This window comes from Oerskovia jenensis (assembly GCF_016907235.1).
Classification (GTDB): Bacteria; Actinomycetota; Actinomycetes; order Actinomycetales; family Cellulomonadaceae; genus Oerskovia; species Oerskovia jenensis.
On the sequence record NZ_JAFBBO010000001.1, the window covers coordinates 268,317 to 294,255 of the forward strand.

Here is a 25,939-nt window from a genome sequence, read left to right on the forward strand (position 1 = left end):
CACCATGAACCCCCTGCCCGGCGCCGACCGTCCCGCCGACGCCACCCCCGGGCTCCCCGAGCACCCGGGGCACGTGCGCACCGGCACCATCGAGGAGGCCCTCGACGCGATCCGCGCCGGTCGCCCCGTCCTGGTCGCGGACTCCCCGGACCGCGAGAACGAGGCCGACGTCGTCTTCGCGGCCCGCGACGTGAGCCCCGAGTGGGTGGCCTGGACCATCCGCCACTCCTCGGGCTACCTGTGCGCGCCCATGCCCGCGGCGCGGGCCGACGCCCTGGACCTGCCGCTCATGGTGCCCCACAGCCAGGACCCGAGGCGCACGGCGTACACGGTCACGGTCGACGCCGCCACGGGGGTCACGACCGGCATCTCCGCCGTGGACCGCGCCAGGACCCTGCACGTGCTGGCGGACCCGGCCGCGGGCGCCGTCGACCTCATCCGGCCCGGGCACGTCCTGCCCCTGCGCGCCGTCCCGGGCGGGGTGCTGCACCGTGCCGGGCACACCGAGGCCGCGGTCGACCTCGTCCGCCTGGCGGGGGCCGGCGAGGTCGGTGGCATCGCCGAGCTCGTCAACGACGACGGCACCATGATGCGGCTCGACGACGCCGCCCGCGCCGCCGAGGAGGCGGGACTGGTGCTCATCACGATCGCGGACCTCATCGCGTGGCGCCACGAGCACGACCCGGCGGTCCCCGAGCAGGACACGCAACCGGCGCTCGTGCCCCGCGTGCAGGCCACGAGCGTCGCCGACCTGCCCACCGCGCACGGGCACTTCCGCGTCCACGGCTACCGCGACCTGCGCACCGGGGCCGAGCACGTCGCCCTCGTGCCCGTCGCCGTGCCGGCGGGGGGAGGGGCAGCCGTCGACACGGGCCAGGGGACCGCGGGCGCGGCGCCCCTCGTGCGCGTGCACTCCGAGTGCCTGACCGGGGACGCGTTCGGCTCGCTGCGCTGCGACTGCGGCCCCCAGCTCCAAGCCTCCATGGAACGCGTCGCGGCCCTCGGCGGGGCCGTGGTGTACCTGCGCGGGCACGAGGGCCGCGGCATCGGCCTGCTGGCCAAGATCGGCGCCTACGAGCTGCAGGACGCCGGGTTCGACACCGTCCAGGCCAACCTCGAGCTCGGCTGGCCCGTGGACCGACGCGAGTACGGGGCCGCCGCCGCGATCCTGCACGACCTCGGCCTCGACCGCGTCACGCTGCTCACGAACAACCCCGCCAAGGTCACCGGCCTGACCGCGCACGGCATCGACGTCGCCGACGCCCACCGGCTCGAGGTCGGGCACGGCGAGCACAACCACGGCTACCTCATGACCAAGAAGGTCGCCATGGGCCACCTCCTGGACAGCCTCGAGATCACCCCGGACCACAGCCCGGACACCACCCCCACCACGAAGGAGAGCGACCGATGAGCGGCGCAGGAGCACCCCAGATCACCGTCGACGGCACCGGCCTGCGGATCACGGTCGTGGCCGCCAGCTGGCACACCGAGGTCATGGACGGCCTCCTCGCAGGGGCCCGACGGGCGCTCGCGGCCGCGAACGTCACGCACGTCAAGGAGATCCGGGTCCCCGGGTCGTTCGAGCTCCCCGTCGCGGCCGCGCGTGCGGCCGAGCACGGTGCGGACGCGGTCGTCGCGCTCGGTGTGGTGATCCGCGGCGGGACCCCGCACTTCGAGTACGTGTGCTCGGCCGCCACGACGGGCCTGACGGACGTCTCGGTCCGCACCGGGATCCCCGTGGGCTTCGGGGTGCTCACGTGCGACGACGAGCAGCAGGCCCTCGACCGTGCGGGCCTGCCCGGTTCGCGCGAGGACAAGGGCGCGGAGGCCGTCGAGGCGGCCATCGCGACGGTCGTGGCGCTGCGGGACCTGTGAGGGGTCGCCGACGGCCCGACGGCGACGCGCACCCCTCGACGCACCCGCACCGAGGGGTGCGTCCGGTCGCGCGGTGACCGGTGGGCGGGACGGGTCGGCCCGCCCACCACCGGGCGACTACCCTGGTCGGGTGAAGACGTTCGAAGGGCTGTTCGCCGAGCTCACCGAGAAGGCCACCACCCGACCCGCCGGCTCCGGCACGGTTGCGGAGCTGGATGCCGGTGTCCATGCGATCGGGAAGAAGATCGTCGAGGAGGCCGCCGAGGTGTGGATGGCGGCCGAGTACGAGGGTGACGACAAGACGGCCGAGGAGATCTCCCAGCTGCTGTACCACGTACAGGTGCTGCTCCTGGCCAAGGGCCTGACCCTGCAGGACGTGTACAAGCATCTGTGAACCCGGCCAGGTCCGGGTCCAGGGGGAGGCACCCAGGAGCTCACGTTCCAGGGTCGCTTCCCTCCGTCATGTCCGTCCTCCCCGCCCACCGGTCACCGATCAGCTGCTGACGATCACGGCCGGCACCCCCGTCCTTTCCCCTGAACTCCCCAAGAAACGCGAGGATCTCGTGCTCCGCATCGCCGTCCCCAACAAGGGCTCCCTGTCCGAGCCCGCCGTCGACATGCTCCGCGAAGCCGGCTACCGCCAGCGCCGCGACACCCGTGAGCTCGTGCTCGCGGACCCGGACAACGACGTCGAGTTCTTCTTCCTGCGACCCCGCGACATCGCCGTGTACGTCGGCACCGGCACGGTCGACGCCGGCATCACGGGCCGCGACCTGCTGCTCGACTCGGGCGCCGCGGCCGTCGAGCACATGCAGCTCGGCTTCGCAGGCTCCACGTTCCGCTACGCCGCCCCCGTGGGCACCGTCGCGTCCCTCGAGCAGGTCGAGGGTCTGCGCGTGGCCACGTCCTACGAGGTCCTGGTGGAGAACCACCTGCGCGCCCACGGCGTCACGGCCTCCGTGGTGCACCTGGACGGCGCGGTCGAGTCCGCGGTCCAGCTCGGCATCGCCGACGTCGTCGCGGACGTCGTGTCCACGGGCACGACCCTGCGCGGAGCCGGCCTGGAGGTCTTCGGCGACCCGATCCTCAAGTCCGAGGCCGTCCTGATCCGCCCGGCCTCCGTGCCCGACGACGCGGTGTCCTCGGGCCTGGAGACCCTCACCCGCCGCCTGCTGGGCGTCCTGACGGCCCGCCAGTACGTCCTGATGGACTACGACGTGCCCGCACACCTCGTCGAGGCAGCCGTGGCCCTCACGCCCGGGCTCGAGTCCCCGACGGTCTCCCCGCTGCACGACCGCGACTGGGCGGCCGTGCGCGCCATGGTGCGCCGCGACGAGACCAACAAGCTCATGGACGCCCTCTACGAGGTCGGCGCCCGCGCGATCCTGGTCACCTCGATCCACGCCTGCCGCCTCTGAGACCCGGCTCCCCGCAGGGCCCGCACCCGACCCGAGGTCGTCCGTGCCCCCAGGGAGCCGACCGAGATCGCCCGCTGCCCGGGTGCCGCGCCTCACGCGCCGGCACCCGGGCAGCGTCGTCTCCCACCCCTCCGGGGAAGCCCGCGCGCACGGGGGACAGGCACGCCCCCGACCTCAGCGCGGCGGGCACTCGTCGCTCGCCAGGACCTGGAACATCACATGGTCCTGCCAACGACCCGCGATCTGCAGATACCCCGGCGCCAGACCGTACCGGCTGAACCCGTTGCGTTCGAGCACACGCTGCGAGGCGACGTTGTGCACGAGCGTCTCGGCCTGCACACGATGGAGCCCCCAGGGACCGAACGCGAGGTCGAGCATCTCACCCACGGCCGCGGTCGCCAGCCCCTGACCGTTGCGCGCCTCGTCCACCCAGTAGCCCAGCGCGCACGAACGCAACGCGCCCCGCACGATCCCCGTGGCCGCGATCCACCCCGCGACCTCCCCCGAGGCGTCGAGCACCGCACGTGCCGCGGCCGTACCAGCCTGCTCCTGCTGGAGAACCGACGCGATCAGCACCCGCTGCCCCACGCGTGTGAACCACTCCTCAGGACGCTCGGGCTCCCACGGGGTCAGGAACTCCCGGTTGGCGCGCAGCAAGGACGCCAGCGCGGCGGCGTCGTCGAGATGCAGGGCTCTGGTGGTGGGCACGCCACATGATCCCGCACACCGGCACCCGCGCGGCCACCGCGACCGCCGTCCGGGCAGGCCCCGCCCGTCCCCCCGCCGACCACGGAACCGTGCACACGCCGCGCCCGACGACAGAGACACCCCGACGACGCAGACAGAGAGAGGATGGGGACGTGAGCAGCAACGTCACCCCACCCCCCGAGCCGGCCCCCGGCAACCCCTACGCCACCTTCCGCCCCCGCTGGGGCACCGCAGTGGCCTACACCGCCGCCCTCGTCATCCTGGCCGGCTGCACGTTCGTCGCCCTGGTCGCGACCGGCCCCGGGAGCGGTTCCGGGTGGAACAAGGCGGCGACGATCGGCGTCGGCGCCTTCTGCGCACTGATCCTGTGGCGCCTGGGCCAGGTACGCGCCACCGTGACCCCCCAGCACCTGACCGTGCACAACATCGTCTTCACGCGCCGGCTGGACTGGCCCCAGGTCGTCTCGGTGCGCTTCGGCCCGGGCGACCCCTGGGTACGCCTCGACCTGTCGGACGGCAAGGCGCTCGCGGTCATGGGCATCCAACGCGCGGACGGAGCACGACGCAGCGAGAACGAAGCCGCGCGCCTGGCGGCCCTCGTCGCCGCTCACGGCGAGGGCCGCGAGGACTGACGCGGCGCCGTCGGGCCCTGTGCTCGACCCGGCCCCGACCGGCACCCGCCCCGGTGCGCACGACCCCCGACGACGCGAGGGCCCCCGGAACCTGGTGGTTCCGGGGGCCCTCGCGTCGTGCTCAGCGGCCTGAGACCAGGCCGGGGGTGGGGTCAGCGCTCACCCGTGCGGTACCGGGGAGCCTTGCGCTCGCCCCCGCGCTCAGCACGCTCGTCGTAGCGGCCGGCCGGGCCGTGGCCCGAGTGACCACCGGAGTAGCCGCCCGAACGGGGCGCGGAGCCCCCGGCACGGGGTGCCCGTGCGCCCTGCGGGGCACCCTGGTCGACCTGGATGCGCAGCGACTTGCCCGCGACACGAGCCCGCGAGATGCGGTCGATCGTGGCGGAGTCGAGCGGCGTCGCGATGTCCACGAGGGAGAAGCTCGGGAAGATGTCGATCTTGCCGAGGTCCTTGCCGTTGAGGCCACCCTCGTTGGTCAGCGCACCGACGATGCCCGACGGCTGAGCGCCGTGCGTGTGCCCGACGGCCAGACGGTAGCGGGTACCGACCGCGTCGCGACGGATGCCGCGCTCGCCGCCGCGCCCACCCTCACGGGGGCCGCGCGAGTCGCGCTCGCCGTAGGGGCGCGCCTCACGCTCACGGCGCGCGTTCTTCGCCTCGGCACGCTGAGCCTCGAAGAGCTCCTGCTCCTCGCGGGCCTTGGGGCCGTCGTCGCCGACCGACAGGGCGACCAGCACGGCCGCGAGGTCGATCGGGTCGACGTCCGACTCGGCGACGTACGCCGCGACCAGGTCGCGGTACATCGACAGGCGGCCGGCGGCCTGGCGCTCGGCGACCTGACCGAGGATGCGGCGTGCCTTGTGCGCGGAGACGTCCGCGGGGGAGGGCACGTCGACCTCTTCGAGGCTCGCGCGGATGGTCTTCTCGATGAACTTCAGACGGTTGCGCTCGCCCGGGGTCACGAAGCTCAGCGCCTCACCGGTACGCCCCGCACGACCCGTACGGCCGATGCGGTGCACGTAGGCCTCGGGCTCGCCCGGCAGGTCGAAGTTCACGACCAGGCCGATACGGTCCACGTCCAGGCCACGGGCCGCGACGTCGGTCGCGACCAGGACGTCCAGGGCACCCGAGCGCAGGCGCTCGACGATCTTCTCGCGGTCCTTCTGCGCCACGTCCCCCGAGATCGTGGCCGCCGAGATGCCGCGCTCGACGAGCGCCGAGCCGACCTCCTCGGCCGCACCACGGGTACGGGTGAACACGATCGCCGCGTCGGCGTCCGACGTCGCGAGCACGCGCACCAGGGCACCGGTCTTGTGACGGAACGGCACGACCGAGTACGTCTGGCGCACCGACGTGACCGTCGAGGACTGGCGGGTGACCGCGATCTCGACCGGGTCGTTCAGGTGCTGGGCGGCCACGCGACGGATCGGGGCCGGCATCGTCGCCGAGAACAGCGCGACCTGACGCTCCTTGGGAGCCTGGCCGAAGATCTTCTCGACGTCCTCCGCGAAGCCCATGCGCAGCATCTCGTCGGCCTCGTCCAGGACCAGGTAACGGATGTCGTCCAGCACGAGGCTGCGACGCTCCAGGTGGTCCATCACGCGGCCGGGGGTACCGACGACGATCTGGGCGCCACGCTGCAGCGCACGCTGCTGGGGCTGGTACGGCGAGCCGCCGTAGACCGCGACGACCTCGACGCCCGGCACGTGCTTCGCGAAGGACTCGATGGCCTCCGCGACCTGCATCGCGAGCTCGCGGGTCGGGGCCAGGACCAGGCCCTGGACACGGCCCAGGTTCGGGTCGATCGCGGCGAGCATCGGCAGGCCGAACGCAGCCGTCTTGCCGGTACCGGTCTGGGCGACGCCCGTGATGTCACGCCCCGAGAGCAGCGCGGGGATCGCACGCTCCTGGATGGCGGAAGGAATCGTGAAGCCCAGGTCCGTGACGGCCTTGAGGATGTTCGTCGGCAGACCCAGGTCTGCGAACGTGGGGCCCGACTGCTCGACAGGAGCCGGCGTCTGGGCGTCCTCGACCTGGTCGAGGGCATAGGAGGGCGCAGTGGTGTCAAGAGACATAGAGATGTGTTCAACCGTTTCGCTGAGGGTGGGAGTTACGCGTGGTTGCCAAGTCGGCTCTCCACTGGCCGCACTCCCGAACACACACCGGTGACTCGCCCGCACAGAAAAGGCGGCGGGCCACACTCACACGAACACGCGGGAACAGCGACGAACTCCAGATTGTGCACCCAGTCTACGCGACACCCGCTCCCGGGGAGGAATCGAGCCCCGGTGACGTCCAGCACAGGGCCACGCAGGCGCGCGTGCGCGACCACGGACACGTGCCACGACCCGACGAAACCACACGAACCGGAAGAACCGGTCACCATCCGCGCCAGAAGCCCCGACCTGCCAGCGCCCCGCACGCACCCGGCCCTAGGATGACCCACCGTAGGATGAAGACGGCACAGGACGCACGGAGCAACGGACGGTGGGCGTGACAGCAGATCAAGAGGTCAGCTCACGCATCCTCACGATCCCCAACACCATCAGCCTCCTCCGGCTCGCCCTCGTCCCCGTCTTCGCCGTCCTCATCGTTCGCGGCAACGACGAGTGGGCGCTCGCGGTCCTCGCGATCTCCGGAGCCTCCGACTGGCTCGACGGCGTGCTCGCCCGACGCCTCGACCAGGTCACCAAGCTCGGACAGATGCTCGACCCCGCAGCCGACCGGCTCTTCATCCTCGTCACGCTCGTCGGTCTCGCATGGAGAGACGTCGTACCCCTGTGGGTCCTGGTCGTCATCCTCCTCCGCGACATCACCCTCGTGTGCCTCCTGCCCGTCCTCACCCGCCACGGCTACGGCCCCCTGCCCGTGAGCTTCGTCGGCAAGGCAGCGACCTTCGCCCTCCTGTACGCCTTCCCCCTGCTGCTGCTCGCCGAGGCCCCCGGCGCCCTCGGCGCGACCGCCTCCATCATCGGCTGGGCCTTCACCGGATGGGGCGTCGGCCTCTACTGGCTCGCCGGCATCCAGTACATCCGCCAGACCCGCCAGCTCGTCGCACCCCGCACCGACCCCCAGGAGACGGCCGCAGGATGACCACCACCCCCCGCAACGACGCGCACCCCTCCCGGCACGGGAAGCCGGCCCTCGACGCCTCCATGACCCTCCTCACCGAAGTCATGGACCGCCCCCTCGACGCCGGCTACGCCGAGGCCGCCGCGCGCCGCGCCGCCGGGGACGAGCCGCCCCGCAAGACCCGCACCTGGGTCCTCGTCGCAGCGCTCGCCGTCCTGCTGGGCTTCGTGACGGCCGCCGCGACGATCGACCTGCGCGCACCCCAGGGTGCGGCGATCGACGCGCGCAGGGTGCTCGAGAAGGAGATCGTGAGCCGGCGTGAGGAGGTGGACGCCCTCTCCGCGCAAGCCACGGCGCTGAGCGAGGAGATCGAGACCCTGCAGACCGAGGCGCTGGCCGACGTCGACCCGGTGCTCCTGGAGACCCTGCAGATCGACGGCGTCGCCAACGGGTCGATCGCGGTCACGGGGCCGGGGCTCGTGATCACCCTCAACGACGCCGCGGAGGGCGTCGGTGCCGACGACCAGTCGCTCAACAAGAAGGTGCAGGACGGCGACCTCCAGCGCGTGGTCAACTCGCTCTGGGCCTCGGGCGCGGAGGCCATCGCGATCAACGGCCAGCGACTCACGCCGCTCAGCGCCGTCCGGAGCGCGGGCGAGGCGATCCTCGTGGACCTCCAGCCCCTGATCGCCCCGTACCGGGTCGAGGCGATCGGCGACCCGGCGACGCTCGAGACCGAGTTCGCCCGCTCGTCGGCCCCCGGCTACCTGAGCACCATCAGCTCGACGTGGGGAATCCAGTACAGCCGGATCCCGCAGAGCAAGCTCTCGCTGCCCGGCAACGGGATCCAACGTCTGTTCTACGCGCACGCCGTAGACTCCACGGCAGCCACATGTGACGAGCCTGAGGCGCCGACCGGGCAGGACGGCGCGTCGACGGGGGAGACGGAGAGCCCCGCGTCGTCGACCGGTCCTACCGGAGCCGACAGTTCACTCGCAGGGCAGGAGAGCACGGAATGATCGCAGTCGTCGGACTGGTCCTCGGAGTCGTGGCGGGGCTCGTGCTCCAACCCACCGTCCCCGTCGCCCTTCAGCCCTACCTGCCCATCGCGGTCGTCGCGGCGCTCGACGCGCTCTTCGGTGGCCTGCGGGCCATGCTCGACGGGCTCTTCAACGACAAGGTCTTCCTCGTCTCGTTCCTCTCGAACGTCGTCGTCGCAGCCCTCATCGTCTTCCTCGGCGACCAGCTCGGTGTGGGGACCCAGCTCTCGACGGGCGTCGTCGTCGTCCTCGGGATCCGCATCTTCTCCAACGCCGCCGCCATCCGTCGGCACCTGTTCAAGGCCTAGGTGACGCGATGACGACGACACCCACCCCCGAGGACAACGACTCCGTGGCCCGCGAGCACCGCGAGCCCGCCACGCCTCCGGCGGCGGCCACCCCGGCCGGGGAGGCCGCGCTCCTCGACGACGCGACCGGGGCCGCGACCGGCCCGGCGCCCGACGCCCCCGCCCTCCCGCCCGTGCCTGACGCGACCGAGGTCACCGAGGTGGCTGAGGTCACCGAGATCGACACGGTGGTCGCCTCTCCTGCGAGCGGCGGACCCGAGGGGCGGACCCAGGACGTCGCGTCGAGCGACGCCCCGGTCTCGGACCGTCCGTCGACCGGGACGAGCGGTAGCGCGGCCGAGACCCCGGAGCACCGTGACGAGGGGGACGCGTCGGACGTCCCGTGGGACGTCGCGCGCCTGCCAGGAGCCGTCACCGAAGGATCGCCCGTGGCGGTCACGGCACCCCCGTCCCGGCCGACCGAGGCCGAGCCCGCTGACGGCGTGGCAGCCGAGGTGGGCGGCAGGTCGACGGCGGGCGCAGCGGCGACGACCGCAGCATCGGCCACGGGTGCGTCGTGGTCCGCAGACGCGCCGCCGCCCGCCCCGGACCACCACCACGGGCGCCACGAGGCTCCGGAAACAGCCCCTGCCGCCCCGGCGTCGACGAACGGCGCGCCTGCCGGAGGCTGGTCGAAGCTCGGTCGAGCCATGCGACCGCAGGTCACCCGCTCGCAGCTCCTCGCGGGTCTCCTGTGCGCGCTGCTCGGGTTCGCGCTGGCCGTCCAGGTGAGCCAGACGCAGGAGCAGCAGCTCTCGTCCCTGCGCCAGAGCGACCTGGTCCGTCTCCTGGACGACGTGACCCAGCGGGCGAACGCGCTGGAGACGCGCGTCGAGGGCCTCCAGGAGACCCGCGACGAGCTGAGCTCCGGGTCCGGGCAGCAGCGCGCTGCCCTCGAGCTGGCCCAGCGGCAGTCGGAGACGCAGGGAATCCTCTCGGGCCGGCTTCCCGCGGAAGGCCCCGGGATCACGTTGACGATCACCGAGACCGATCAGCGGATCCCCGCTCACAAGCTCTTCAACATCCTCGAGGAGCTCCGCAACGCAGGGGTGGAGGTCGTCGAGGTCAACGGCATCCGCCTGGTCACGAGCAGCTACTTCGAGGAGACGAGCCGGGGGATGGTGGTCGACGGCCAGAAGGTCTCCTCGCCCTACCGGTGGAAGGCGATCGGCGACCCGTCGACGCTCGAGACCGCGCTCGAGATCCCCGGAGGTGCGATGGCATCGGTACGCAACGAGGGAGCGGATCCCAAGATCACCCAGGAGGACCTCATCACCATCACGTCCACGCGCGAGCCGGAGGCCCCGGAGTTCGCGACGCCCGTGCCCGCTGAGGGCGGGAACTGATCCCTCCGAGGTCGTGACGTGGGCGGATACTTTTCTCGGACCCACCTGGCGGGGTAGGTTGGACGGGTTGGACGGGTATTGCCCGCATCCCCGGTGCTCGCAGGAGTGAGCGTGGGAGCGTGTAGTACCTTTCCGCCCAAGGCATTTTGCGCTGAATGCGTCACAACTCCCGAGGAGGCGAGATGACCACTCCAGGTGAATCTGCGGAGCCACGCCGGGGAGGTAGCGAGACGACCGTCACGTTCGGCCGGATCGAGCTGCCGATCGAAGAGGGTGCGCAGCCCGGTGGACTGTCCGCCGAGGAGCAGGCCGCGATCTCGGCGTTGCCGCGACATTCCGCACTCCTGGTCATGCAGCGTGGTCCCTCGGTCGGGTCACGCTTCCTCCTCGACGCCGAGCGGACGGTCGCAGGACGCAGCGAGCACGCGGACATCTTCCTCGATGACGTCACGGTCTCGCGCAAGCACGCGGAGTTCGTCCGGGACGACGACCAGTTCGTGGTGCGGGACATCGGGTCGCTCAACGGGACCTATGTCAACCGCAACCGGGTCGACGCGGTCGCGCTCGTCACCGGCGACGAGGTGCAGATCGGCAAGTACCGGCTCACGTTCTACACCAGCCCTGTCCTCGGCCAGCCCGTGGGTTCGGCGGAAGGCGCGGCAGAGCACCCGTGAACCGGCCGGCACGCTCCCCGTGGGGACACGAGAACCGGTTCGACGGCAGCAGTGCGCTGACCTCCCGACCGACCGACGAGGACGACGCCGAGCAGACGGGTGAACCGTGGCCTCAGGGCATCTCCCGACGCTCCACGATGCGCATCTCGGACGTGCTGCGTGCCTTGCGCACGGAGTTTCCCAGCGTGAGCCACTCGAAGCTCCGGTTCCTCGAGGAGCAGGGGCTCATCGACCCGGAGAGGACGCCGTCGGGCTACCGGCAGTACAGTCCGGCCGACGTCGAGAGGCTGCGGTACGTCCTGCTCGAGCAGCGGGACAGGTACCTGCCCCTCAAGGTCATCAAGGAGAACCTTGCCGCGCTCGACGCCGGTGAGGTGGTGGAGAACCCTGCCCTCCGTCTGGCCGCGAGCGACGGCGAGACGGAGACCACGACCGTCCGGCAGAGATACAGCGTCGACTCGCTCGCGAGCACGGTCGGGGTGGACGTCTCCCTGGTCGAGGGGCTGATCTCGGCAGGCGTCCTGCGCCAGGCCCCGGGCGGCCAGCTCGACGCGTGGTCGGTCGAGGTCGTCCAGCTCGCGGCCGCGCTCGGGGAGTACGGGATCGAGCCGCGGCACCTGCGGCTGCTGCGCACGTCGGCCGACCGTCACGTGGGACTCGTGGAGCAGGTCGTCGCCCCATGGCGCAGCCAGCAGTCCTCGTCGGCGCGCGCGCACGCGGGAGCCCTCGCGGGCGAGGTGGGTGAGCTCTTCGCGAAGCTCCACACGGTGTGGCTCCGCCAGGGCGTGGGAGACCTCACGAGCTGAGTCGACCCGTGTCGCCCCGGTTGCCGGGGCGCTGCGGCGTCCCGTGCGGGCCACGTGTGCGCCTCCCACTGAAGGACCGCGCGCGTCGTCGTACGGTGGACGGGTGAGCAACGAGGTGCCGATGGTCCCGGTGGAGGTTCTCGGCGTGCGCCAGCAGCAGGGCGCCGGGCAGGAGATCGTCGTGCTGCTCCTGGATCCTGCGGCCGAGCTGGTGGTGCCGATCATCATCGGCCCGCGTGAGGCGAGTGCGATCGCCATGGCCCAGGCGCACCTGACCGCCCCTCGACCCATGACGCACGACCTGCTCCGCGACGTCCTCGAGGCCGTGCACGTCGGCCTGCTGCGGGTCGAGATCGTGGCGTTGGACGACGGCATCTTCTTCGCCGAGATGGTGCTGAGCACGGGGGTCCGGGTCGACGCCAGGGCATCGGACGCGATCGCCGTGGCCGTGCGCACCGAGAGCCCCGTCATGTGCTCGGCCGAGATCGTCGCCCTCGCCGGCGTGGAGATCGTCGACCCGGAGCAGCAGCGGGAGATGGCCGAGTTCCGTGACTTCCTCGAGCACGTTTCACCCGAGGACTTCGGTCCCCCCGAACGTGGTGAGGAGTCGGGGGAGCGGTAGGGCGTGCGGCGGCGGGACCAGCCAGAACGGTCTGCCGCTCAAAGCAGGACATATCTTCAGATTTTCCCGGAGACAAGAGGGGTATTTCGGCTAAAGTCGGACAGGCAGTCTTGAGCATCACACACCTGAGCCCGAGGGGGCGGGTGGGGTCGTCGCGGCAGGCAGGGTGCGCGACACGCTCCGTCCTCAGAGCCTCGGTCGTTGACGCTCCCCGACCCCGGGCCTAGCGTGGAGTCCACATCATCCTTGGAGGCACAGTGAACAGCAGCGGCAGAGCTGGAGCAGAGCCGGGTGCTCCTGTTTCCCACGCGGCCCAGGGACTGCTGTTCGGCGAGGACATCACCGAGCACGACACCACCACCGGATACCGCGGCCCCACGGCGTGCCGCGTCGCGGGCATCACCTATCGGCAGCTGGACTACTGGGCCCGCACGGGGCTGGTCGAGCCGACGGTCCGCCCGGCCTCCGGCTCGGGGACGCACCGGCTCTACGGCTTTCGCGACATCCTCGTCCTCAAGATCGTCAAGAGACTCCTCGACACCGGGGTCTCGCTGCAGCAGATCCGCACCGCGGTCGAGCACCTGCGCGAGCGCGGTGTCAACGACCTGGCGCAGATCACGCTCATGAGCGACGGTGCGAGCGTGTACGAGTGCACGTCCGCGGACGAGGTCGTCGACCTGGTCCAAGGGGGGCAGGGAGTGTTCGGCATCGCGGTGGGACGTGTCTGGCGCGAGGTCGAGGGAACGTTGAGCGACATGCCGGCGGAGTCCCTGGGGGACGAGGAGACACCGAACGCGCCGACCGAGGACGAGCTCGAGCTCCGTCGTCGGGCACGCAGCGCGGGCTGAGGCCCACCGAGCCGACCGTGAGCCGAAGGACCCCGCCCGTGGGCGGGGTCCTTTCGTGTGTGGACCCGCAACCGACCGCGCCCGTGGCGCTGAGCACCTTTTTGCCCGTTCTTCCGCTTCCGGTGCCGTCCTGCGGCGGCGGCCGTGCGAAGATCGCCTCTGGACGTCCCCGGCTCGCGCCGGAGCGGCGCCCGTGACGAGCGGGTACGTGGACCACTTCTCGCGGCGGTCCCGTGCCCGACCCACGATGACGGATGGGGTACTTGGTGTTCTCGAAGGTTCTGGTGGCCAACCGCGCGGAGATCGCGGTTCGGGCGTTTCGCGCGGCGTACGAGCTCGGTTCCCGGACGGTGGCCGTGTTCCCCTACGAGGATCGGAACTCCGAGCACCGCCTGAAGGCGGACGAGGCGTACCGGATCGGCGAGGAGGGGCACCCGGTCAGGGCATACCTCGACATCGAGGAGATCGTGCGCGTCGCCAAGGACGCCGGAGCGGACGCGATCTACCCCGGCTACGGCTTCCTGTCGGAGAACCCGGACCTCGCGAGAGCCTGCCAGGAGGCGGGGATCGCGTTCGTCGGCCCGCCCCCCGAGGTCCTCGAGCTCGCCGGCAACAAGGTACGTGCGCTCAAGGCGGCCAAGGAGGCCGGCATCCCGGTCCTGGCGTCGAGCGAGCCGTCGTCGGACATCGACGAGCTGATCGCGGCCGCGGACGAGATCGGGTTCCCGATCTTCGCGAAGGCCGTCGCCGGGGGAGGCGGGCGCGGCATGCGCCGTGTGGACCGGCGCGAGGACCTGCCCGAGGCCCTCGCGGCCGCGATGCGCGAGGCCGACGGTGCGTTCGGCGACCCGACCATGTTCCTCGAGCAGGCGGTCCTGCGCCCGCGCCACATCGAGGTGCAGATCCTCGCCGACGGCCAGGGCGACGTCGTCCACCTGTACGAGCGCGACTGCTCGGTCCAGCGGCGGCACCAGAAGGTCATCGAGATCGCGCCGGCTCCGAACCTGGACCCGGCGATCCGTGACGCCCTGTGCGCCGACGCCGTGAAGTTCGCCCGGTCCATCGGGTACCAGAACGCGGGCACGGTCGAGTTCCTGCTCGACACCGTGGGGGAGCGGGCCGGTCAGCACGTGTTCATCGAGATGAACCCGCGCATCCAGGTCGAGCACACGGTCACCGAGGAGGTCACCGACATCGACCTCGTCTCGTCGCAGATGCGTATCGCGGCGGGGGAGACCCTGGCGGACCTGGGTATCCGCCAGGAGGACGTGCACGTCAACGGCGCGGCCCTGCAGTCCCGCATCACGACCGAGGACCCCTCGAACGGGTTCCGCCCGGACACCGGCCGGATCGTGGCCTACCGCTCGCCGGGCGGCGCAGGGGTCCGCCTCGACGGCGCGACCGCGACCGCGGGTTCGGAGATCTCGGGTCACTTCGACTCGATGCTCGTCAAGCTCACGTGCCGCGGCCGTGACTACCCGACGGCCGTGCGGCGCGCCCGTCGCGCTCTGGCGGAGTTCCGCATCCGTGGCATCCGCACGAACATCCCGTTCCTGCAGGCGGTCCTCTCGGACGCCGAGTTCATCGCAGGGAACCTGTCGACGTCGTTCATCGACGAGCGCCCCGAGCTGCTCGCCGCCCGCGAGAGCGCCGACCGCGGCACCAGGCTCCTGAGCTACCTGGGTGACGTGACCGTGAACCGCCCCCACGGGCCGGGCACCGGCGCGATCGACCCGACCGCCAAGCTCCCGGCCCTCGACCTGTCGGTGGCCCCCGTGCCCGGCAGCCGTCAGCAGCTCCTCGAGCTGGGCCCCGAGGGGTTCGCCCGCGCCCTGCGGTCCGAGACCACCGTCAAGGTCACCGACACGACGTTCCGTGACGCCCACCAGTCCCTGCTGGCCACCAGGGTCCGTACGCACGACCTGCTCCAGGTCGCTCCGTACGTCGCGCGCCTGACTCCGCAGCTGCTCTCCGTCGAGGCCTGGGGCGGGGCGACCTACGACGTCGCGCTCCGCTTCCTCGGCGAGGACCCGTGGGCGCGCCTCGCGGCGCTGCGCGAAGCGATGCCGAACGTGGCCCTCCAGATGCTGCTGCGCGGACGCAACACGGTGGGCTACACGCCGTACCCGACCGAGGTCACCGAGGCGTTCGTCCGCGAGGCCGCGGCCACGGGCGTCGACATCTTCCGCATCTTCGACGCGCTCAACGACGTCGAGCAGATGCGGCCCGCGATCGACGCCGTGCGCGCGACCGGAACCGCGGTCGCCGAGGTCGCCCTGTGCTACACGGGCAACCTGCTCGACCCGGCCGAGACCCTGTACACGCTGGACTACTACCTCGAGCTCGCCGACCGCATCGTCGACGCGGGCGCCCATGTCCTGGCGATCAAGGACATGGCCGGTCTGCTGCGCCCCGCTGCCGCCGCGCGACTGGTCACGGCCTTGCGCGAGCGCTTCGACCTGCCCGTCCACCTGCACACCCACGACACCTCGGGCGGGCAGATGGCCACTCTCATGGCCGCCGTGGCCGCAGGCGTCGACGCGGTCGACGTCGCGAGCGCTGCGATGGCCGGCACCACGAGCCAACCCTCGATGTCCGCGCTCGTCGCGGGTCTCGAGCACACCGAGCGCGACACGGGGCTGTCCCTGCGCGCGGTGTGCGACCTCGAGCCGTACTGGGAGGCCGTGCGTCGCCTCTACGCACCGTTCGAGTCGGGGCTCTCGAGCCCCACGGGCCGTGTCTACGAGCACGAGATCCCGGGCGGTCAGCTGTCCAACCTGCGCCAGCAGGCCATCGCGCTCGGCCTCGGCGACCAGTTCGAGCAGATCGAGTCCACGTACGCCGCGGCCGACCGCATCCTCGGGCGGCTCGTGAAGGTCACCCCGTCCTCGAAGGTCGTGGGCGACCTCGCGCTGCAGCTCGTCGCCCGTGGCGCAGACCCGGCGGACTTCGCCGAGAACCCTCAGGACTACGACATCCCCGACTCGGTCATCGCGTTCCTGGGTGGCGAGCTGGGTGACCCGCCCGGCGGGTGGCCGGAGCCGTTCCGGAGCAAGGCACTCGCCGGCCGCGTCGTGCGCACGGCGGTCACGCCGCTGACGGTCGAGGACCAGGCCGACCTCGACGGCGACTCGGCCGCTCGACGCAACCGCCTCAACCACCTGCTGTTCGCCGGACCGACCAAGGAGTTCGAGACCACGCGGGCCGCGTTCGGCGACGTGTCGGTGCTGGGCACCCAGGAGTACCTGTACGGCCTCACTCCCGGGCAGGAGGTCGAGGTCTCCCTCGAGCGCGGCGTCAAGCTTCTCGTGGGGCTCGAGGCCGTGGGCGTCCCGGACGAGCGGGGCATGCGGACCGTCATGTTCACCCTCAACGGCCAGCTGCGCCCTCTTCAGGTGCGCGACCGCTCGATCGAGGTCGATGCGTCGCTCGCCGAGAAGGCCGACCCTGCCGCGCCGGGCCAGATCGCCGCTCCGTTCGCGGGTGCGGTGACGCCCGTGGTGCACGAGGGCGAGGTCGTGGAGGCTGGGCAGACCGTCGCGACGGTCGAGGCCATGAAGATGGAGGCGGCGATCACGACGCCCGTCGGGGGCACCGTGCAGCGCGTCGCGATCGGGGCGGTCCAGCAGCTCGAGGGCGGGGACCTGGTGCTCGTCATCGTGTGACGACGTGCCCGGGCGACGTCCGGGAGATACGGCGGTCAGCGGGCCGGGTGGGAAGCGGAGAGCCTCCCGCCCGGCCCGCTGCCGTCGGTGGGGCGAGGCGTCAGTCGGCGACGATCCGCGCCGCGAGGCGGGGCGCCACCCGGTGGATCGCGAGCAGCGGCCCGACCGCGCCGACGTCGACCCTGCCCCTGCGCCCGTCGAGGGCGGACAGGATGGCCGTCGCGGCGGCGTCGGGCGTGATCTTGCGCGATCCGCGTCCTGCCGTCATCGCGGTGTCGACGAGGGGGAGCACGACCTCGACCGCACGCACGTGCGGGGCGCCCGCGCGGAGCTGGTATCTGAGCGACGTCGTGAAGGCGCTCAGGCCCGCCTTGGCCGCGCAGTAGACCGGCGCCGAGCGCTTGGGGACGGTCCCGAGCGCCGACGTGACGGAGACGATCGCGGCCCGAGGGGCGTCGGCGAGGACCGGGAGGAGCTCGGCGGTCAGGTGCAGGGGAGCGCCCAGGTCGGTGGCGAGCTCGGTGGCCGCGTCGTGCGCGAGGGCCGCGGTCGCGCCGGGCCGGGTCGTGACGACCCAGTCGCGGTCGAGCTGGATCGCGGCGTTGTGCACCACGAGGTCGAGACCGGGCAGGTCGGCCGCAGCGCGGGCGAGGCGGGCGACGTCGCCGGGGTCCGAGAGATCTGCGACCAGGGTGCGCAGACCGGGGAGCCGGGTCGCGGCGGCCGCGAGACGGCCGGGATCGCGCCCGCACACGAGCACGGTCGTGCCGTCCGCGACGAGGCGTCGGGCGAGCGCCAGCCCGACGCCGGAGCTCCCGCCCGTCACGAGGGCTGCGGTCCAGCGGGGGCCGGGGGAGGTGCGTCGCGTGCGGGTCGTGATGCCGGGCGACGTATCTGTAACGCGCGTTACACTCATGACGTCAAAGTAGGCTCGTGCCGCCCCGCAGTCAACCCCCACCTGGAGGCCCCGTGTCGCGCACCCCCGACGAATACCGCCGTACCCAGCTCGTCGCCGGCGCGCTCGACCACCTCCAGAACACGGGCCTGAGCGGCTTCACCCTGCGATCCCTCGCCCCCCACCTCGGCACGAGCGCCCGGATGCTCGTGCACTACTTCGGGACACGGGACGCGCTCCTCGAGGCCGTCCTCGTCGAGCACCGTCGTCGCACGATCGCGGCCCTCGACGCGGTCGCGGACACCGACCCACGGGTCGTCGCGCGGTCGGCCTGGGCAGGCATGACCGACCCCGCCCACACCGGGCACCTCACGCTCATGCTCCAGGTCCTCACGACGTCCCTCGAGGAGGGGAGCCCGCACCGCGAGATCGCCCAGGACGCCGTCACGGCGTGGGTCGTGCACGTCGAGCGGCTGCTCGTCGGCACCGGACGCACGCCCGACGCCGCCCGCGTGGACGCCACGCTCCTCACGTCGGGCTTCAAGGGGCTCCTGCTGGACCGTCTCGTCACGGGGGACCTGTCGCGGACGGACGCCGCGGCCCAGCGGCTCGTCGACCTCCTGCTCGCCCCCTAGGTCCCGACGCGCCGACCGGGTCGCCGCGCGGCAGACTGGAACCACCCCCAGCCCCCAGCCCCCAGCCCCACCGAAGGCAACCGATGCGCATCACGTTCCACGGTCACTCCTGCGTCGCGATCGAGCACGCAGGAACCACGCTCACCCTCGATCCCGGGACCTTCGCGGACACCTCGGCGGCGCTCGTAGCCCCCGGGACGATCCTCGTGACCCATGCCCACCCGGACCACCTCGACGTCGACGCCGTGAGCACGGCGCTGGCGACCGATCCGCAGCTGCGGATCGTCGGACCGGAAGCGGTGTTCGACCGACTGGGGGAGACGCCCGACGGCGAACGCCTCCGGCTGGTCGAGCCGGGTGACGTCCTGACGATCGGGTCGATCTCCGTGCTGGTCGGGGGAGGGCAGCACGCCCTCATCCACCCGGACGTGCCACGCGCCGCGAACGTGACCTATCTCGTGGCCGCGGACGGCGCCCGCGCCTACCACCCCGGGGACTCGTTCAGCCCACCCCTGACCGACGACCGCCTCGACGTGCTCCTCGCCCCGGTCTCAGCGCCCTGGATGAAGGTCGCCGAGGGCATCGACTTCGTCCGAGCGCTCGACCCGTGGACCGTGGTCCCGATCCACGACGCGATCCTGTCCCCGGCCGGGCTCGGCCTGGTGCACCGACTGTTCGGCGAGGCGCGAACCGGCGGCACCTACGACTACCGCCCGCTCGAGGTGGGCGGGCACCTCGACGTCACCCCGCACAGCCCCCAGGAGACGAACATGACCGAAGCGTCGCACCGTGATCCGGAGGCCGTCGCGCGCGAGCTCCTGCGCGAGCACCCGGAGTTCGAGGCGGTACCCGTGCTCGAGATCGACGAGACCGTCCCTCCCCGCCCCGAGGAGGAGATCGCGGACGCGGCGAGGGAACAGGAAGGTCTGCGGGGACGCTAGCCTGACGTCGTGTCCCCTCCTGACGAGGACGTCCGCGCCGCGAGCCGCGCGTCGCGCCGGGCCCTGCGCCGAGCTCTGATGGTCGTGTGCACGTCGTGCGCCCACCCGTGGGGCGAGCACGCAGGCTCGCCCCACGAGATCGCCGACCCGACGGTCTGCGGGGAGTGCGTCTACGAGCTCGAGCACGGGTTCAGGCAGCTCCCGGCCTGCGAGCTGCCGGTCCCCGAGGCGATCGCGGGGCCGGCGACCGACCCTGCACGACGGAGCGCAGAGCGTGGAAGGCGCCCCTAGAGCAGCGGGCGCAACGGGGTGAGCGCGACCTCGCCGAGCTTCGCCGCGAGCGAGCGGCTCGACCACTCCTCGAGCGTGAGCTCGCGGCAGTTGCTGAGATCGACGTCGTACACCTTCTCCATCTGCGCCGCGATGCCGGCATCGACGATCTCGAGGTTGACCTCGTAGTTGCCCGTGAGGCTGAGGCGGTCGATGTTCGCGGTGCCGATCGTGGTCCACCGACCGTCGATCGTGGCCGTCTTGGCGTGGACCATCGCGTCCTTGTACAGCCAGATCGTCACCCCGCCGCGCAGCAGCGTCGTGTACAGCCCCTTGGAGAGCCAGTCCGCCACGACGTGGTTGGACCGCTCGGGCACCAGGACACGGACGTCGACGCCACGCTGGGCCGCCATGAGCAGGGCGTCGAGGATCTCGCGGTCGGGGATGAAGTACGCCTGCGTGATGTAGATGTGGTCCGAAGCCCGGTCGATCGCGTCCAGGTAGATGCCGCGGATGGGGAAGACCAGGTGGGCGGGCGCGTTGCGGGCCGCGCGGAGCTCCGGGAGCCACAGACGTGACCCCGGGTCCTCGAGGCGCGGCTGGCCCTGCTTGCGGTTCGAGTTCCAGAAGTCGACGAACGCGTTGCGCAGCTCCCAGGTCGACGGCCCCGCGAGCCGGATGTGGGTGTCCCTCCACTGCGTCGCGTACAGGGAGCCGATGTTGTACCCGCCGACGAACCCGATCTCGTCGTCGACCACCAGGATCTTGCGGTGGTCCCGGCCCGACTTGCGGACGTTGAGGACCAGGACTCCCGGGCGGAAGACCGGGTAGCGGATCACGTGGATGGGTTCGGGGAAGGTCAGGAACTCGCGGGGCACCACGAGGTTCGCGAACCCGTCGTAGATGACGAAGACCTCGACGCCGCGCTCGCTGGCCTCGACCAGTGCGTCCTTGAACTCCTTGCCGAGCTCGTCGCCCTTCCAGATGTAGGTCTCCAGCATGATGCGGCGCTCAGCGCCCCGGATCGCGGCGAGCATCTCACGGTAGAGGTCGTCACCGTAGGTGAAGATCGTCGTGGACGTCTCGCCGACGCTTCCCTCGGCCGGGGCCGACCGGGGGAACTTGCTGGGGTCGGTGACGCGACGCTTGCGGATGGCGTCCGCGATCACCAGCCCTGTGGCGACGGTCATGGGGACCGCCACCGCGAGGACTGCCGCGCGGGCCATCACCGATCGGGCGAGCTGGACGGGGGACGTCTTCGAGGGGCGCACCTGCTCACCGTAGCCGCAGCGTGTCGTGAGCACCCGGAGAAATGGGGTGACTTTGGTCGTTGCCGCCACAGTGCCCGCACGTCACGACCCAGGCACGGCGTTTTCTTGGGCTATGTCCGTTTCGGGGAGTCCTTCGCTGCCCATCTCCGCGGGCAGGCCGGTCGACAGGGGATGGGAGCGGATCGCGGCGGCGAGCTCACCCTCGATCCGGTCGAGGTAGACGCCCGTCGTGGCGATCGACGCGTGACCCAGGAGCTCGGCGATGACCTTGACGTCCCAGCCCTGCGCGACCAGGAGCGTGGCGGTCGTGTGGCGCAGGGCGTGGGGGGTGGCGGCCCGGCGGTACTCCTCGGGCATGCGGGCCACGCACCGGTTGAGCAGCGCGCGGATCGCCTGGGCGTCGATGCGCCGGCCCCGCCAGGTCAGCAGGAGAGCCCGGGCGGCATCGGCATCTCCCGATCTGCGCGCAAGCAGCGCGGGCCGGAGCGCGGCGAGGTACTCGTCGAGCGCCCGTGCAAGGGGTTCGGACAGGCTGACGGTGCGCACCGCGCCGCCCTTTCCCTTGATGCGCCAGCGGGTCTGGTCGGGTTCGCGGACGAAGTCGTCGACGTCCGCGCGGGCGACCTCCGAGACCCGCGGGCCCAGGATCAGCAGGAGCGCGATGATGAGCCGGTCCCGCACGGCGAGGTCGTGGTCGGGACGAGGTCGACCTGCACCGCTCGTCACGGCGGTGGGCGTGCCCTCCGTCGGCCGCGGCTTGGTGCTCGCGGTCACGAGGAGGGCCTGCGCGGCCGTCGCCGACAGCGCGGTGCGGGCGACGCGCAGGCCGCCGCGGAGCCGGGCCGGGGGAGCGGCCCACTGCATCGGGTCGGCCTGGACCCATCCGTCGCGGGCCGCGTGCGTGAAGAACCGGGAGATCGACTGGCGGAACCTGTTGACGGTCGCGGCCGAACGTCCCGGGCCGTCGGGCTTGGTCCGCGGGTCGGTGTACCGCCCGTCCGGGGTGATCTGGTACCGCAGGAGGACGTCGTCGATGTCGGCGCCGGTGATGTCGTCGAGGACGGTCTCGGCGCCGGCGAGCGAGGAGAACTCCCGCAGGTCGCGCTCGTAGTTGCGCTGGGTCGTGGGGGAGAGGACACCACGGAGCGTCTCCGCCGAGACGGAGGAGAGGTACGTGGAGACCGCCTCGGCGACGGTGACGCGGCGAAGGCGAGGAGGGGCGACCACCGAACAGCTCCTGAGGACGGGACGAGACCGGACATCCGGAGCATAGGGGGCGCCACTGACAGGACAGGGAGCGATCGACGGTTCGTTCGCACGGTCTCACCACGGTGTTGTGCTAAACACAATGGTTTGTCGTGTATGTCCCAATTGAAGGAGCGTACCGCAGCGTCGTGGTGTCGCGAAAGAGGTCGCGCCGCGTGTCCTCAGGTGCCCGACGGTGCCACGACGGCTCGCTGCTCGTCGCGCCCCGCCGAGGCCGGCGGCAGGGTGCCGGGTCCTGAGGGGGACCGGTCGAGCAGCGGGGCCAGCCACAAGCGGTAGGCCCACCAGGGCGCGCTCACGACGGCGACGACCGCCGTGAGCGAGGCCGTCAGCACCGTGACGGTGAGCACGGTCGCCAGGAGCGTCAGCACCAGGGCGCTGCGTGCCGCACGGACGACGACCGAGGCGCGCCGGTCGCGTACAGGACGTCTGGGCGAACCGAAGGATCCTGCAGGATCCACGGGTTGCGTGGCCGCGAACGGTCCTGAGCTCATGCTCGACTCCAGGTCTCGACGGGCGCTCCTGACTGGCGCCCTTGCGATGGAGGGAGCGCGTGACCGCCGCGCGTGATGCGGCCCCGTCGAGCCAGGGCGACTCCGGGAGGTGCGAACGCGGGCCGATCGGCGCGAGATCAGCCGCTCTCGGCGGGGCGGATCCGGGCGAGAGGGGCGTGGCCAGATCGCCGTAATGACATAATGTACATTATCGGCGTTGCACGGAACGGTGCGAGAGGGGTCAGGAACGGGCCGCCGCCCGAGCGGCTGCGTGTTAGTCGCCCGCGAACCACAGCTCCGTCGTCGGATCTGCCGCGCAGCGCGACGCGAGCTCGAGGGTCTCGTCGATGATGCGACATGCGGCCCCGTGCGGTCCTGCGTCCGACGGACGTAGCTCGTCGATCAGCTGCTCCATCTCCGACGACGTCAGCACGAGATCTCCGTACGGGTCGATCTTCGCCAGCATCGGTCGCCCGCTCGAGGCGCACCACCGGACGAGCTCGCCGTCGTCGTCACAGGCAGCGGCCAGGGTCGTCCGTGTCCGGTGGCGCGGGCTCGTGCCGCGCTGGGAGACGGCGACCAGGAGGATGTCCAGAGGCATGGAGGCCATCCTGCCAGGGGTACGGCGTGCGCGGGACACCCCGGGCTGCCCCCGCTCGCCACTCCCCCGGACTTGCAGCCTGTCGACAGCATCGTTGCAGGTCAGAGGGTGTTTCGGTCCCTCCGACCGGCAACGACGCTGTCGATGTGGTGCTCGCTCCTGCGCGTGCGGGTCAGCCCGCCGCCCGCTTCACGAGGTCCGCGATCGTCGCCTCGTTCTCCGGCGTCAGCTCCGTGAGCGCGAACGCGACGGGCCACAGGGTGCCGTCGTCGAGCTGTGCCACGTCGTTGAAACCGAACGTCGGGTAGCGCGCTCCGAACTTCTCCGCAGGCTGGAAGAAGCAGAGGATCTTGCCGTCCTTGGCCCAGCCGGGCATCCCGTACCAGGTCTTCGGCGCGAGCGAGGGTGCGTGCTCGGCGACGAGCTCATGGATCCGGGAGGCCATGGAGCGGTCGGGTTCCGAGAGCTCCGCGATCTTCTCGAGCTGGGCCTTCTCCGCCTCGGCCCGGTTCGTGGACGCCTTGAGCTCCTTGGCCCGCTCCTTCATCGCCGCGCGCTCCTCGGCCGAGAAGCCCTCGTAGGCCTTGCTGGTCGAGGTCGACTTCGTGGTGCCGGTCATCGCAGTTCCCCTTCGTGGTGTGTCTGCCGTCGGGTTCGACGCTACTGAGGGACGACGGCGCGCGCTTCTCCAGATCTGCTCGATCCCGCCGCCGGCACCGTGGACGTGGCGGCACCCGGCTTCCCGGGGACTCCGTGCCGAGCGGGTCGACCACGCCGCGGACGTGACGCCGACGCGCTGCGATCGGCGAAAACCCCTCTTCCCCTGCCCACGGGTCGTGCTAGCGTCACGATGATCGTGAACCGTCGAGGAGGTGAGACCCGTGAACGCAGCATCAGTACCGGGTGCTCCCCCGCAGCCCACGATCGCGCGACGGCGCTAGTCGCCACCGGGAGCGCTCGCCAGACACTTCGCGAAAGGCGACTCCCATGCACACCTCACCTTCGTCCCCCTCGCACGTCCCCGCATCGACCGACCACGGCCTGCAGGGACGCCCTGCCGGCGGCCGGGCCGTGGTCCTCGGCGGCGGCGGTTCGACCGGCAACGCGTGGCTGATCGGCGTCGTCGCCGGGCTCCTCGAGGGCGGTGTGGACGTGACGGCCCCTGGCCTGACCGTCGGCACCTCGGCCGGATCGACCGCCGCGGGCCAGCTCGCGGGCGCGTCCCCGGCCGACCTGCTGTCCTCCATCCTTGCCACCCCTCGTCCAGAGCGACGAGCCCCGGCAGGAAGCGCCCGTGAGCACGCCTCGAACAAGCCGGTCGTCGACCACCTGGAACGGATGCGCGCCCTCATCACCTCGGCCCACGACCCGGCTGACCTGCGCAGACGCGTAGGGGCCGCAGCGCTCGAGCGGGGGGCGGCGTCGGACGGTTCCTGGCAGGAAAGGTGGCGAGCAACGGTGGCATCGCGACTTCCCGGGCCGGGCTGGCCGGAGCGGAGGATCCTGCTCACGGCCGTCGATGCCGCTACCGGCGACCCGGTGGTCTTCGACCGCGACAGCGGGGTGGACCTGGTGGACGCCGTCGCGGCGAGCTGTTCGAGCGGGCTCCCCTACGAGATCGCGGGTCGCCGGTACCTCGACGGAGGTTTCCGGCGCAACGAGAACGCCGACCTGGCGGCCGGGTACGAGCGGGTGCTGGTGCTGTCGCCGTTCGGCGGCCGCTCGCTCACGCCGCCGGCGTGGGGCCTGCAGCTCGCGGCGCAGGTCGACGACCTGCGCGCGCACGGCAGCACGGTCGAGACGATCTTCCCGGACTCCGGCTCCGAGCACCTGTTCGGGGCCGACGCGATGGACGTGTCCCTGCGCCCGGCGGCCGCTCGAGCAGGACACGCGCGCGGCGTGGCCTGGGCCGAGCGGCTGGTCGCGTTCCGACACTGAGGCCCGAGGTCTCGGCGACGCCGTGGGCGGCAGCGGTGTCCGCGCTGCCGCCCACGGCGTCCGAGGTGGCCGAGGACCTCGCCCGGGACGTCAGGTGAGGCGTTCGGACAGGTGGACGAGGACGGTGTCCCCGATGTCCTTCCCCAGCTTCTTGCGCAGCTTCGCGCTGATCGAGAGCATGTGACCGCCGGACCCGGTGGGCATCAGCCCGGCCGTCAGGGCCTCGCCGTCCACCGTCGAGACCACCCGTACGGCCTTGCCTGTTCCCAACAGGTCCACCGAGTCGGGGATCTCGACGCACGACCACACCTCGCCGCGCACCGCCACCCCGATCGGACCGGAGAAGGAAACGTCCATCGGACCTGGACTCGTGCTCACTGTGCCCCCGTCGTCGATCGTCGGCGCCGCTCCGAGCGGTCGCCCTGAGTGGCCGACTCTATCGAGGGGCGCCGACGGTCGCTCGACCTGCGTCGCGCCGTGGGCGCTCGTCGCGGTGCGGCGGGAGGGTCCGTGATTCCGGGGACGCAGGGCAAAGTATCTTGATCACGAGAGACTTCCCCAGGAAGCCCTGAGAG

At 71.8% G+C, this 25,939-nt stretch carries 27 protein-coding genes; 18 read left to right on the forward strand and 9 right to left on the reverse strand.

The features are described 5' to 3' along the window. Positions 1-4: 4 nt before the first annotated feature. The 4 genes from ribB to hisG all read left to right on the forward strand — a co-directional run bounded on the left by ribB (position 5) and on the right by hisG (position 3,293). Entirely contained in the window at positions 5-1,411 is a 1,407-nt protein-coding gene (gene ribB / locus JOD49_RS01220; protein ID WP_205305616.1) for a 3,4-dihydroxy-2-butanone-4-phosphate synthase, read from the forward strand. After that, positions 1,408-1,875 (forward strand): 6,7-dimethyl-8-ribityllumazine synthase, encoded by a 468-nt coding sequence (gene ribH / locus JOD49_RS01225; protein ID WP_205305617.1) that lies wholly within the window; start codon positions 1,408-1,410, stop codon positions 1,873-1,875. Before ribB ends, ribH begins: the two co-directional genes overlap by 4 nt. Before the next feature lie 130 nt (positions 1,876-2,005). Then, entirely contained in the window at positions 2,006-2,269 is a 264-nt protein-coding gene (locus JOD49_RS01230) for a phosphoribosyl-ATP diphosphatase (RefSeq protein ID WP_030151355.1), read from the forward strand. A gap of 169 nt (positions 2,270-2,438) precedes the next feature. After that, entirely contained in the window at positions 2,439-3,293 is an 855-nt protein-coding gene (gene hisG, locus JOD49_RS01235; protein WP_205305618.1) for an ATP phosphoribosyltransferase, read from the forward strand. A 174-nt stretch (positions 3,294-3,467) separates the two neighbouring features. Here the strand turns inward: hisG and JOD49_RS01240 are convergent, their stop codons facing one another. Next, positions 3,468-4,001 carry a GNAT family N-acetyltransferase gene (locus JOD49_RS01240; protein WP_205305619.1) on the reverse strand — a complete coding sequence of 178 codons (534 nt, stop codon included), beginning with the start codon at positions 3,999-4,001 and terminating at the stop codon, positions 3,468-3,470. Between the two features lie 152 nt (positions 4,002-4,153). Here JOD49_RS01240 and JOD49_RS01245 point away from each other — a divergent pair, with 152 nt between their 5' ends. Then, positions 4,154-4,633, forward strand: a complete 480-nt coding sequence (locus tag JOD49_RS01245; protein WP_307822304.1) for a PH domain-containing protein — start codon at positions 4,154-4,156, stop codon at positions 4,631-4,633. Positions 4,634-4,785: 152 nt separating this feature from the next. Here the strand turns inward: JOD49_RS01245 and JOD49_RS01250 are convergent, their stop codons facing one another. Next, positions 4,786-6,708 (reverse strand): DEAD/DEAH box helicase, encoded by a 1,923-nt coding sequence (locus tag JOD49_RS01250; protein WP_205305621.1) that lies wholly within the window; start codon positions 6,706-6,708, stop codon positions 4,786-4,788. Between the two features lie 418 nt (positions 6,709-7,126). On the opposite strand from JOD49_RS01250, the gene clsA reads away from it, so the two are divergent. From clsA to JOD49_RS01295, 9 genes are all read left to right on the forward strand, one after another. Further along, positions 7,127-7,726 (forward strand): cardiolipin synthase ClsA, encoded by a 600-nt coding sequence (clsA, locus tag JOD49_RS01255; protein WP_205305622.1) that lies wholly within the window; start codon positions 7,127-7,129, stop codon positions 7,724-7,726. Then, complete coding sequence (locus tag JOD49_RS01260) at positions 7,723-8,724, forward strand: DUF881 domain-containing protein (protein ID WP_205305624.1); 1,002 nt, start codon at positions 7,723-7,725, stop codon at positions 8,722-8,724. Before clsA ends, JOD49_RS01260 begins: the two co-directional genes overlap by 4 nt. Beyond that, positions 8,721-9,053, forward strand: a complete 333-nt coding sequence (locus tag JOD49_RS01265; protein ID WP_030151349.1) for a small basic family protein — start codon at positions 8,721-8,723, stop codon at positions 9,051-9,053. The genes JOD49_RS01260 and JOD49_RS01265 overlap by 4 nt, the downstream gene beginning before the upstream one ends. Positions 9,054-9,061: 8 nt before the next feature. Then, entirely contained in the window at positions 9,062-10,438 is a 1,377-nt protein-coding gene (locus JOD49_RS01270) for a DUF881 domain-containing protein (RefSeq protein WP_205305625.1), read from the forward strand. A gap of 182 nt (positions 10,439-10,620) precedes the next feature. Then, positions 10,621-11,112: an FHA domain-containing protein gene (locus tag JOD49_RS01275; RefSeq protein WP_205305626.1), complete on the forward strand. Its 492-nt coding sequence runs from the start codon at positions 10,621-10,623 to the stop codon at positions 11,110-11,112. Beyond that, positions 11,109-11,918 (forward strand): transcriptional regulator FtsR, encoded by an 810-nt coding sequence (gene ftsR, locus JOD49_RS01280; RefSeq protein ID WP_443678541.1) that lies wholly within the window; start codon positions 11,109-11,111, stop codon positions 11,916-11,918. Before JOD49_RS01275 ends, ftsR begins: the two co-directional genes overlap by 4 nt. A gap of 103 nt (positions 11,919-12,021) precedes the next feature. Further along, positions 12,022-12,540, forward strand: a complete 519-nt coding sequence (locus tag JOD49_RS01285) for a bifunctional nuclease family protein (RefSeq protein WP_372441180.1) — start codon at positions 12,022-12,024, stop codon at positions 12,538-12,540. A 257-nt stretch (positions 12,541-12,797) separates the two neighbouring features. Further along, positions 12,798-13,388: a MerR family transcriptional regulator gene (locus JOD49_RS01290; RefSeq protein WP_205305628.1), complete on the forward strand. Its 591-nt coding sequence runs from the start codon at positions 12,798-12,800 to the stop codon at positions 13,386-13,388. 266 nt (positions 13,389-13,654) lie between these two features. After that, positions 13,655-17,053 (forward strand): pyruvate carboxylase, encoded by a 3,399-nt coding sequence (locus JOD49_RS01295; protein WP_205305629.1) that lies wholly within the window; start codon positions 13,655-13,657, stop codon positions 17,051-17,053. Positions 17,054-17,153: 100 nt separating this feature from the next. On the opposite strand, the gene JOD49_RS01300 is transcribed toward JOD49_RS01295, so the two are convergent. Then, positions 17,154-17,969, reverse strand: coding sequence for an SDR family NAD(P)-dependent oxidoreductase (locus JOD49_RS01300; RefSeq protein WP_205305633.1), 816 nt, complete (start codon positions 17,967-17,969; stop codon positions 17,154-17,156). Positions 17,970-18,022: 53 nt separating this feature from the next. Between JOD49_RS01300 and JOD49_RS01305 the strand changes: the two genes are divergently transcribed. The 3 genes from JOD49_RS01305 (at position 18,023) to JOD49_RS01315 (ending at position 19,815) form a co-directional block, all read left to right on the forward strand. After that, positions 18,023-18,583, forward strand: coding sequence for a TetR family transcriptional regulator (locus JOD49_RS01305; protein ID WP_205305635.1), 561 nt, complete (start codon positions 18,023-18,025; stop codon positions 18,581-18,583). A gap of 83 nt (positions 18,584-18,666) precedes the next feature. Beyond that, complete coding sequence (locus JOD49_RS01310) at positions 18,667-19,524, forward strand: MBL fold metallo-hydrolase (RefSeq protein ID WP_205305636.1); 858 nt, start codon at positions 18,667-18,669, stop codon at positions 19,522-19,524. Between the two features lie 9 nt (positions 19,525-19,533). Then, positions 19,534-19,815 (forward strand): hypothetical protein, encoded by a 282-nt coding sequence (locus JOD49_RS01315; protein WP_205305638.1) that lies wholly within the window; start codon positions 19,534-19,536, stop codon positions 19,813-19,815. On the opposite strand, the gene JOD49_RS01320 is transcribed toward JOD49_RS01315, so the two are convergent. The 5 genes from JOD49_RS01320 to JOD49_RS01340 all read right to left on the reverse strand — a co-directional run bounded on the left by JOD49_RS01320 (position 19,812) and on the right by JOD49_RS01340 (position 24,045). Continuing rightward, positions 19,812-21,065 carry a phospholipase D-like domain-containing protein gene (locus tag JOD49_RS01320; RefSeq protein ID WP_307822305.1) on the reverse strand — a complete coding sequence of 418 codons (1,254 nt, stop codon included), beginning with the start codon at positions 21,063-21,065 and terminating at the stop codon, positions 19,812-19,814. The genes JOD49_RS01315 and JOD49_RS01320 overlap by 4 nt on opposite strands. Before the next feature lie 81 nt (positions 21,066-21,146). Continuing rightward, the gene (locus JOD49_RS01325; protein WP_205305642.1) at positions 21,147-22,292 is read right to left on the reverse strand and encodes a tyrosine-type recombinase/integrase; all 1,146 of its coding nucleotides are present in this window, start codon (positions 22,290-22,292) and stop codon (positions 21,147-21,149) included. 200 nt (positions 22,293-22,492) lie between these two features. Then, entirely contained in the window at positions 22,493-22,825 is a 333-nt protein-coding gene (locus JOD49_RS01330) for a hypothetical protein (RefSeq protein ID WP_205305643.1), read from the reverse strand. A gap of 274 nt (positions 22,826-23,099) precedes the next feature. Next, a complete protein-coding gene (locus tag JOD49_RS01335; RefSeq protein ID WP_205305644.1) occupies positions 23,100-23,426 on the reverse strand; it encodes a hypothetical protein in 327 nt (108 codons plus the stop codon). Between the two features lie 172 nt (positions 23,427-23,598). After that, positions 23,599-24,045, reverse strand: coding sequence for an iron chaperone (locus JOD49_RS01340; RefSeq protein WP_205305645.1), 447 nt, complete (start codon positions 24,043-24,045; stop codon positions 23,599-23,601). Between the two features lie 368 nt (positions 24,046-24,413). On the opposite strand from JOD49_RS01340, the gene JOD49_RS01345 reads away from it, so the two are divergent. After that, positions 24,414-25,364 carry a patatin-like phospholipase family protein gene (locus tag JOD49_RS01345; RefSeq protein WP_205305646.1) on the forward strand — a complete coding sequence of 317 codons (951 nt, stop codon included), beginning with the start codon at positions 24,414-24,416 and terminating at the stop codon, positions 25,362-25,364. Between the two features lie 90 nt (positions 25,365-25,454). Here the strand turns inward: JOD49_RS01345 and JOD49_RS01350 are convergent, their stop codons facing one another. Then, the gene (locus JOD49_RS01350) at positions 25,455-25,721 is read right to left on the reverse strand and encodes a DUF1905 domain-containing protein (RefSeq protein WP_205305647.1); all 267 of its coding nucleotides are present in this window, start codon (positions 25,719-25,721) and stop codon (positions 25,455-25,457) included. Positions 25,722-25,939: the final 218 nt, after the last annotated feature.

Coding starts and splice junctions, on each gene's coding strand:
- ribB (WP_205305616.1), top strand. CDS start 5: ATGAACCCCCTGCCCGGCGCCGACCGTCCCGCCGACGCCACCCCCGGG.
- ribH (WP_205305617.1), top strand. CDS start 1,408: ATGAGCGGCGCAGGAGCACCCCAGATCACCGTCGACGGCACCGGCCTG.
- JOD49_RS01250 (WP_205305621.1), bottom strand. CDS start 6,708: ATGTCTCTTGACACCACTGCGCCCTCCTATGCCCTCGACCAGGTCGAG.
- JOD49_RS01260 (WP_205305624.1), top strand. CDS start 7,723: ATGACCACCACCCCCCGCAACGACGCGCACCCCTCCCGGCACGGGAAG.
- JOD49_RS01265 (WP_030151349.1), top strand. CDS start 8,721: ATGATCGCAGTCGTCGGACTGGTCCTCGGAGTCGTGGCGGGGCTCGTG.
- JOD49_RS01270 (WP_205305625.1), top strand. CDS start 9,062: ATGACGACGACACCCACCCCCGAGGACAACGACTCCGTGGCCCGCGAG.
- JOD49_RS01275 (WP_205305626.1), top strand. CDS start 10,621: ATGACCACTCCAGGTGAATCTGCGGAGCCACGCCGGGGAGGTAGCGAG.
- JOD49_RS01300 (WP_205305633.1), bottom strand. CDS start 17,969: ATGAGTGTAACGCGCGTTACAGATACGTCGCCCGGCATCACGACCCGC.
- JOD49_RS01310 (WP_205305636.1), top strand. CDS start 18,667: ATGCGCATCACGTTCCACGGTCACTCCTGCGTCGCGATCGAGCACGCA.
- JOD49_RS01330 (WP_205305643.1), bottom strand. CDS start 22,825: ATGAGCTCAGGACCGTTCGCGGCCACGCAACCCGTGGATCCTGCAGGA.
- JOD49_RS01335 (WP_205305644.1), bottom strand. CDS start 23,426: ATGCCTCTGGACATCCTCCTGGTCGCCGTCTCCCAGCGCGGCACGAGC.
- JOD49_RS01340 (WP_205305645.1), bottom strand. CDS start 24,045: ATGACCGGCACCACGAAGTCGACCTCGACCAGCAAGGCCTACGAGGGC.
- JOD49_RS01345 (WP_205305646.1), top strand. CDS start 24,414: ATGCACACCTCACCTTCGTCCCCCTCGCACGTCCCCGCATCGACCGAC.
- JOD49_RS01350 (WP_205305647.1), bottom strand. CDS start 25,721: ATGGACGTTTCCTTCTCCGGTCCGATCGGGGTGGCGGTGCGCGGCGAG.